Raw genomic sequence first — 5,725 nt, forward strand, 5'->3', positions numbered from 1 at the left:
GGCCCAACGTATCTGAGGTCAGCTCCGACAAGTCCAGAATGCGGTGTTCGATGGATCAGTGTTCTCGGCTCACCGTGACCGGAGGAGGGGTGAGATGGGACAGTACTTGGCTTCGATGCCGGTCGAGCTAACTCAAAAAGTCTCGTACTTTTCTGCAACCACAACCCTGCCATATCGGAGCCGTTAATATGAAATCTCGCCGATTCATCTGCGCAGCGAGCCTTTCCGCCTTACTGGCAACCGCTGCTACTGCCGACATTACCGTTTCTTCCAAAATCGACACCGAAGGCGGTTTGTTGGGAAATATCATCGCCTTGGCACTGGAAGACGCAGACCTGCCAGTCGAGCGCCGCCTACAGCTTGGCGGCACGCAGATCGTGCGCGAAGCGCTGCTGTCCAACCAGATTGATATCTACCCCGAATATACCGGCAACGCGGCGTTTTTCTTCAATGAAGCAGACAGCGATGTCTGGAAAGATGCTGCCGCCGCTCATGCGCGAGCTGCGGAGTTGGATCGTGAGCAGAACAACGTCACATGGCTTGATTCCGCGCCCGCCAACAACACGTGGGCGATCGCGGTAACCGGTGAAGTCGCTGCGGAGAATGAGTTGGTTTCGATGTCTGACTTCGGCACCTGGGTTGCGGGTGGAGGCGACGTCAAACTCGCTGCCTCGACGGAGTTTGTTTCTTCTCCCGCGGTCCTGCCTGCAATGCAGGACACTTACGGGTTTAGCCTGACGTCCGATCAGACGGTGATCCTGTCTGGTGGCGACACGGCAGCGACGATTCAGGCCGCCGCACGCGGCACCTCGGGCGTCAACGCAGCCATGGTATACGGCACTGACGGAGGTGTTGGCGCGACCGGACTTGTGGTGATGGAAGACGACAAAGGCGTACAGCCGGTTTACGAGCCTGCTCCAATCGTGCGGGCTGACGTTCTGGCAGAATATCCTTCCATACCGGAAATTCTGAACCCGATCTTTGCCGGTCTTGATATGCAGACGTTGCAACGGTTAAACGGTCGCATCCAAGTCGGCGGGGAGCCTGCCGAAGATGTGGCGCGCCAATACCTGACTGAAACGGGTGTGCTCGACTGATCGCGTGAAGCCGGGGACATGACGGGCATTCGCACACACCTTTCGCCGCCCGGGTTGCTTTTTGCCGTTCTGGGGCTGGCCGGATTACTGGCCCCTTTCATGACAATTGCAGCCAATCGCATCGTTGCAGGTGATGGCATTGTCGCATGGCGCATTGCAGGGCCTGCGATCACCGCCCCCGGCGTGGCGGCGGTGATCATGGGTTTGGCAATGGGTCTTGTCGCGGGGTGGACACGCCTGCGTTTTCTGGGGGCTGTTCTTGGCCTGACGGGGCTGCTCTGGTTGCTCTCCAGGGGCGCGCCCGTTCTTCTGTCACAAACCGGAGAGTATGCACGCGTTTCACCGGCGGCGGGCTCTTGGTGCCTGCTGGTGATTTTTATATTGCTGATGGCTGATGCGTTGGCCTCTCTGAAACCGGGGCCGGTCATGCGCGGATCACTATTGGTCGCAGTTCTTGTTGTATTGGCCCTCATCCTGCGCTCAGGCCTCCTGTCCGACTTGTCGGTCCTTCAGGAGTTTTCCAGCCGCCGTGACGCATTCTTCACCGAGTTTCTGCGGCATCTTGGACTTGCTTTCGGATCACTTGCAGCGGCAGCGGTGATCGGCTTTCCGCTTGGGATCCTGTGCCACAACCGCGCCAAACTACGGGGTGCAACCCTGCCAGTGCTCAGTTTTTTGCAGACCATTCCATCGCTTGCCATGTTCGGGCTGATGATCCCGATCCTTGGATGGGTCGGAAATACCGTGCCGGGCGCGCAAGCAATCGGCATCGCTGGGATCGGGTTTGCCCCCGCATTCCTTGCCCTGTTGCTCTATTCGCTGCTGCCTGTCGTGGGGAACACAGTGGCTGGCCTCGCCTCAACGCCGCCCGCAGTGCTGGAGGCCGCCCGCGGCATGGGAATGACGCCCAGCCAGCGTCTGTTGCGCATAGAGTTGCCGCTTGGTCTGCCGATCATCCTGACCGGCCTGCGCATCGTGCTTGTGCAGAACATCGGCCTTGCCGTCATTGCCGGGCTGATCGGTGGTGGCGGCTTTGGAACATTCGTCTTTCAGGGGCTGAACCAGACCGCGACCGATTTGATCCTGTTGGGCGCATTACCCACGGTTGTGCTGGCCCTGATGGCGGCAATTGTCATGGACATTCTGGTCGAACTCACCCGTCGAACGCCGAGGAAGCAGCATGATCGAAATTGACCGCATCACCAAAACCTATGGCACGGTAAACGCCGTCGATGACGTATCCATGACGGTGGAAACCGGATCAATCACCGTGATTGTCGGCACCTCGGGGTCTGGCAAGACAACGTTGTTGCGGATGATAAATCGCCTTGAGGAACCGACCTCTGGCGAAGTGCGAATTAACGGTACATCCACCTTATCAGTAAAGCCGCATCTTCTGCGACGGCGCATCGGCTACGCCATTCAAGGCCACGGACTGTTCCCGCACCATACGGTAGCTCGCAATATCGGCGCGGTCCCCGAATTGCTGAAATGGTCCCGCGACAAGATCAACGCCCGCGTCGATGAATTGCTCGCGCTGTTTTCAATGGACCCCGCAGAATTCCGCGACCGCTTTCCAGCCGAACTGTCCGGTGGGCAACAACAGCGTGTCGGCGTGGCGCGTGCGCTGGCATCGCGGCCTGATCTGTTGCTGATGGACGAACCTTTCGGCGCATTGGACCCGATCATCCGAACCCGTGCGCAAGAAGACCTGCGACACATCCAGCGCAAGCTGGGATCGACGATCATGTTGGTGACCCACGACATGGAAGAAGCTATCAGTCTGGGGGATCACGTGGCAGTGATGGACGGTGGAAAGCTGGTACAATATGCCCCCCCGGCCGAAATCATCGCCCGTCCCGCAACAGACTTCGTGGCAAACATGGTCGGAGATGTCGAGAGGCCCCTGCGGCTTTTGTCGTTGATCTCAGTGTCCGAAATCATTGAACCGGGCGAAGCAGAGGGAGAGGCACTGCCAGATACCGCGAGCTTGCGCGACGCCCTTTCAGCCTGCCTGTGGACGGGGCGCGATGCCCTGCCTGCCACCAGAGGGGGCGCACTTGTAGGGTGTGTGACACTCAAAGCCATTCGCGCTCAGGCTGGGGCACACGTATGAAGATCGGCCTGATCCTTCGCCCTGTGCTGATCGCGCTTCTGCTGGCTTTGGTGCTGTGGCCCGAATGGTTCATTCCGGTATTCGCGCCCTTTGCGCCCGACGGTGGCCCGGTGATTTATCAGCGGGCGTCTCTGTTGTCCCTGTCCCTGAGTCACCTCGGAATTGTGGCACTTGCCTCCGCTGCGGCGACGATCGTCGCTGTGACGCTTGCCATTCTCGTGACGCGCCCGGTTGGTGCCGCTTTTCGACCGTTGTCGCGCACGATCACCAATATGGGCCAGACTTTCCCGCCCGTCGCCGTGCTGGCGCTTGCTGTCCCTGCTTTGGGTTTCGGTGCGGGACCGACACTGGTGGCGCTTTTTCTGTATGGCTTGCTGCCAATTTTCGAGAACGCCGTCACCGCGCTGACCAACCTGCCCCGCGCCACAATGGAAGCTGCACGCGGTATCGGCCTAAGTCGATGGCAACGCCTGTTGCGGGTTGAACTGCCGCTGGCATTGCCGGTGACCCTGACGGGTGTCCGGCTCTCCATTGTCATCGCCTTGGGCACGGCTACTATAGGTTCTACTGTCGCGGCTCGAACACTGGGAGAAGTTATCATTGCTGGTCTTTTGACCAACAACACCGCGTTCGTGTTACAGGGCGGATTGATCGTAGGGCTCTTTGCCGTGTTGATCTATGATGCACTCGTACAGCTTGAGTTGTACCTGCTCGCGCGGATGGGTAGTTGAGACGTCGTCATTCCAAGAAGCCCTCATTTGTCAGGCAGATTGGCGAGACCGCAATTGCCGGAAGTTAGCGGCATCTAGCCGCCCGCGCCATTGCCGCGCGAGTGGCTTCGTCTTTGGCCCGGATGTGGCACCTGGTTGGGAGCGGTCGTGGAGATCTAACGGCTCGTCGCCATTTCGATCAGGTAGGCATAGGCAAGTGCCTGACGCACTTCATGTAGCCCAAAGGTCAGAGTATTTCGGTTCCGCTGCAGGTCCGGAGCTGGATTATTCTGCGACAAGGAATATTGCATTCGCTTGAGCGTTTCGTCGATCTGGCGGGTCCGCTCTTCGGTTTCGCCATTTCCATCGGCCATAGCCATCAGCGCCGCGAACGTATCACGGCGAAGTTCGCGGATCTGATCCACCATCTTCGCGTTCTCTGACCTCGACCCGATATCGGCTGTCGCCGGGCGGTCGAGTATGATGGAGGTGGTCCCCGAAACTGGACACCGACGTCAGCTCTGATTTGCTGTCTGCTGATATTTACCACCAAGGAGATCGAAGATGTCGAAACGAAAGCGGCATGCCCCCTGAGTTCAAGGCGAAGGTGGCATTGGAAGCGCTGACAGGAGAGGGTTGGAGGGACCGTGGCCCCAGTGGGGCCGCGTAAGCCCGAACAACGGTCGGAACTGGCGAGCCAGTTCGGCGTGCATCCGACGATGATGAACCAGTGGAGTTGGGACCCTTGGCGGACAGCCACCGGCAGTGGTCTACTCACTGAAAGTTGAAGCAACGCAACCCGATCAGCAGGAGCAGATCAGAGCTTGAAAAGCGCCAGGTTCCTTCCAGGGAATGGGGAGCACCTCAAGGTGGCGGGCTTTTTGACCCCGGCCATGTGTTTGGCCGAGGTGAAGGCGCGGTTCAGCTGGCGCGGTGAGATCGGGTTGATCTTCGGCTTGCCGGGGATCAGCCAGCCCTCGGGGCGTGCCTCGCGCCACCAGGCGCGCAAAAGCTCCAGCAACCCGGGCGGCAGCATGACCTTGCCGTCCTTCTGGCCCTTGCCCTGCTCGACATGGATCAGCATCCGGTCGCTGTCGGTGGCGCCGATCTTGAGGTTGCAGACCTCGGCCGTGCGCAGCCCGGCACCATAGCTTATGCTCAACGCAGCCCGATACTTCAGCCCCGGCCCTGGTGCTGCCATCAGGATGTCGGACACCTCCTCGTCGCTGAAGACGACCGGCAGCTTGCGCGGTTCGGTGCGGAATTGCATGTAACGCTTTATCTCTTCGCGCCGGCAGGTCATGCCGAAAAAGAACCGCAGCGCCGCGATGCGCGTGTTGAAGGTCGACGGGGTCACTCCGGTGTCCGACATGTGGAGCTGATAGGCGCGCAGATCCTCCGGCGTCGCCGTGTCGGGTGATCGCTCAAGAAAGGCCGCGAAATCGCGGATGGCACCTGGTTTGACCGGGCCGCGGCATCTGTGCCAAATACGTGCCTTTCAGAATGTACCCGGCGCGCGGGCACCGGGCCCAGCTCAAGGAAGAACCTATGGCACTCATCCTGCGATGTAACCGCGACCGTGATCTCATTCCATTGGCATCGATGCTGCGGGATGCGGACATTCCGTTGCTCAATCCGAATGCGAAAGTGCCCTTCGATGAGGTTGAATGGCACCACAAGTGGCTCGGAGACCCTGAGGACATCTCATTTTACCTTCAGGATGCATCGGGACGGGACGTGGGGTTCTTCGCCCTGAGGCAGGGCGTGGGGCCGGAGGTGCGGCACCTTACCTATGTCTATAT

At 59.6% G+C, this 5,725-nt stretch carries 5 protein-coding genes and 2 pseudogenes; 5 read left to right on the forward strand and 2 right to left on the reverse strand.

The genetic code is table 11. The features are described 5' to 3' along the window. Positions 1–188: 188 nt before the first annotated feature. The 4 genes from osmF to ACOI1H_RS23120 are packed head-to-tail and all read left to right on the forward strand — an operon-like array spanning position 189 to position 3,944. Positions 189–1,097 (forward strand): glycine betaine ABC transporter substrate-binding protein OsmF, encoded by a 909-nt coding sequence (osmF, locus tag ACOI1H_RS23105; protein ID WP_422440498.1) that lies wholly within the window; start codon positions 189–191, stop codon positions 1,095–1,097. Between the two features lie 18 nt (positions 1,098–1,115). After that, positions 1,116–2,291 (forward strand): ABC transporter permease, encoded by a 1,176-nt coding sequence (locus ACOI1H_RS23110; protein WP_422440499.1) that lies wholly within the window; start codon positions 1,116–1,118, stop codon positions 2,289–2,291. Further along, positions 2,278–3,213 (forward strand): ABC transporter ATP-binding protein, encoded by a 936-nt coding sequence (locus ACOI1H_RS23115; RefSeq protein ID WP_422440500.1) that lies wholly within the window; start codon positions 2,278–2,280, stop codon positions 3,211–3,213. Before ACOI1H_RS23110 ends, ACOI1H_RS23115 begins: the two co-directional genes overlap by 14 nt. Next, positions 3,210–3,944, forward strand: coding sequence for an ABC transporter permease (locus tag ACOI1H_RS23120; RefSeq protein ID WP_422440501.1), 735 nt, complete (start codon positions 3,210–3,212; stop codon positions 3,942–3,944). The genes ACOI1H_RS23115 and ACOI1H_RS23120 overlap by 4 nt, the downstream gene beginning before the upstream one ends. Positions 3,945–4,099: 155 nt before the next feature. Here ACOI1H_RS23120 and ACOI1H_RS23125 read toward each other — a convergent pair whose 3' ends face one another. Further along, on the reverse strand, positions 4,100–4,351 hold the full coding sequence (locus ACOI1H_RS23125; RefSeq protein ID WP_422440503.1) for a hypothetical protein: 252 nt from the start codon (positions 4,349–4,351) through the stop codon (positions 4,100–4,102). Positions 4,352–4,788: 437 nt separating this feature from the next. Next, a pseudogene (locus tag ACOI1H_RS23130) lies at positions 4,789–5,412 on the reverse strand (tyrosine-type recombinase/integrase); the annotation flags it as partial. Positions 5,413–5,471: 59 nt separating this feature from the next. Here ACOI1H_RS23130 and ACOI1H_RS23135 point away from each other — a divergent pair. Continuing rightward, positions 5,472–5,725, forward strand: a pseudogene (locus ACOI1H_RS23135) (GNAT family N-acetyltransferase); the annotation flags it as partial.

The sequence above is a fragment of the Loktanella sp. DJP18 genome, from assembly GCF_049310965.1.
Lineage (GTDB): Bacteria > Pseudomonadota > Alphaproteobacteria > Rhodobacterales > Rhodobacteraceae > Loktanella.

Excerpts from the sequence above, each read along its gene's own strand:
- osmF (WP_422440498.1), top strand. The coding sequence starts at position 189 with ATGAAATCTCGCCGATTCATCTGCGCAGCGAGCCTTTCCGCCTTACTG.
- ACOI1H_RS23110 (WP_422440499.1), top strand. The coding sequence starts at position 1,116 with ATGACGGGCATTCGCACACACCTTTCGCCGCCCGGGTTGCTTTTTGCC.
- ACOI1H_RS23115 (WP_422440500.1), top strand. The coding sequence starts at position 2,278 with ATGATCGAAATTGACCGCATCACCAAAACCTATGGCACGGTAAACGCC.
- ACOI1H_RS23120 (WP_422440501.1), top strand. The coding sequence starts at position 3,210 with ATGAAGATCGGCCTGATCCTTCGCCCTGTGCTGATCGCGCTTCTGCTG.
- ACOI1H_RS23125 (WP_422440503.1), bottom strand. The coding sequence starts at position 4,351 with ATGGTGGATCAGATCCGCGAACTTCGCCGTGATACGTTCGCGGCGCTG.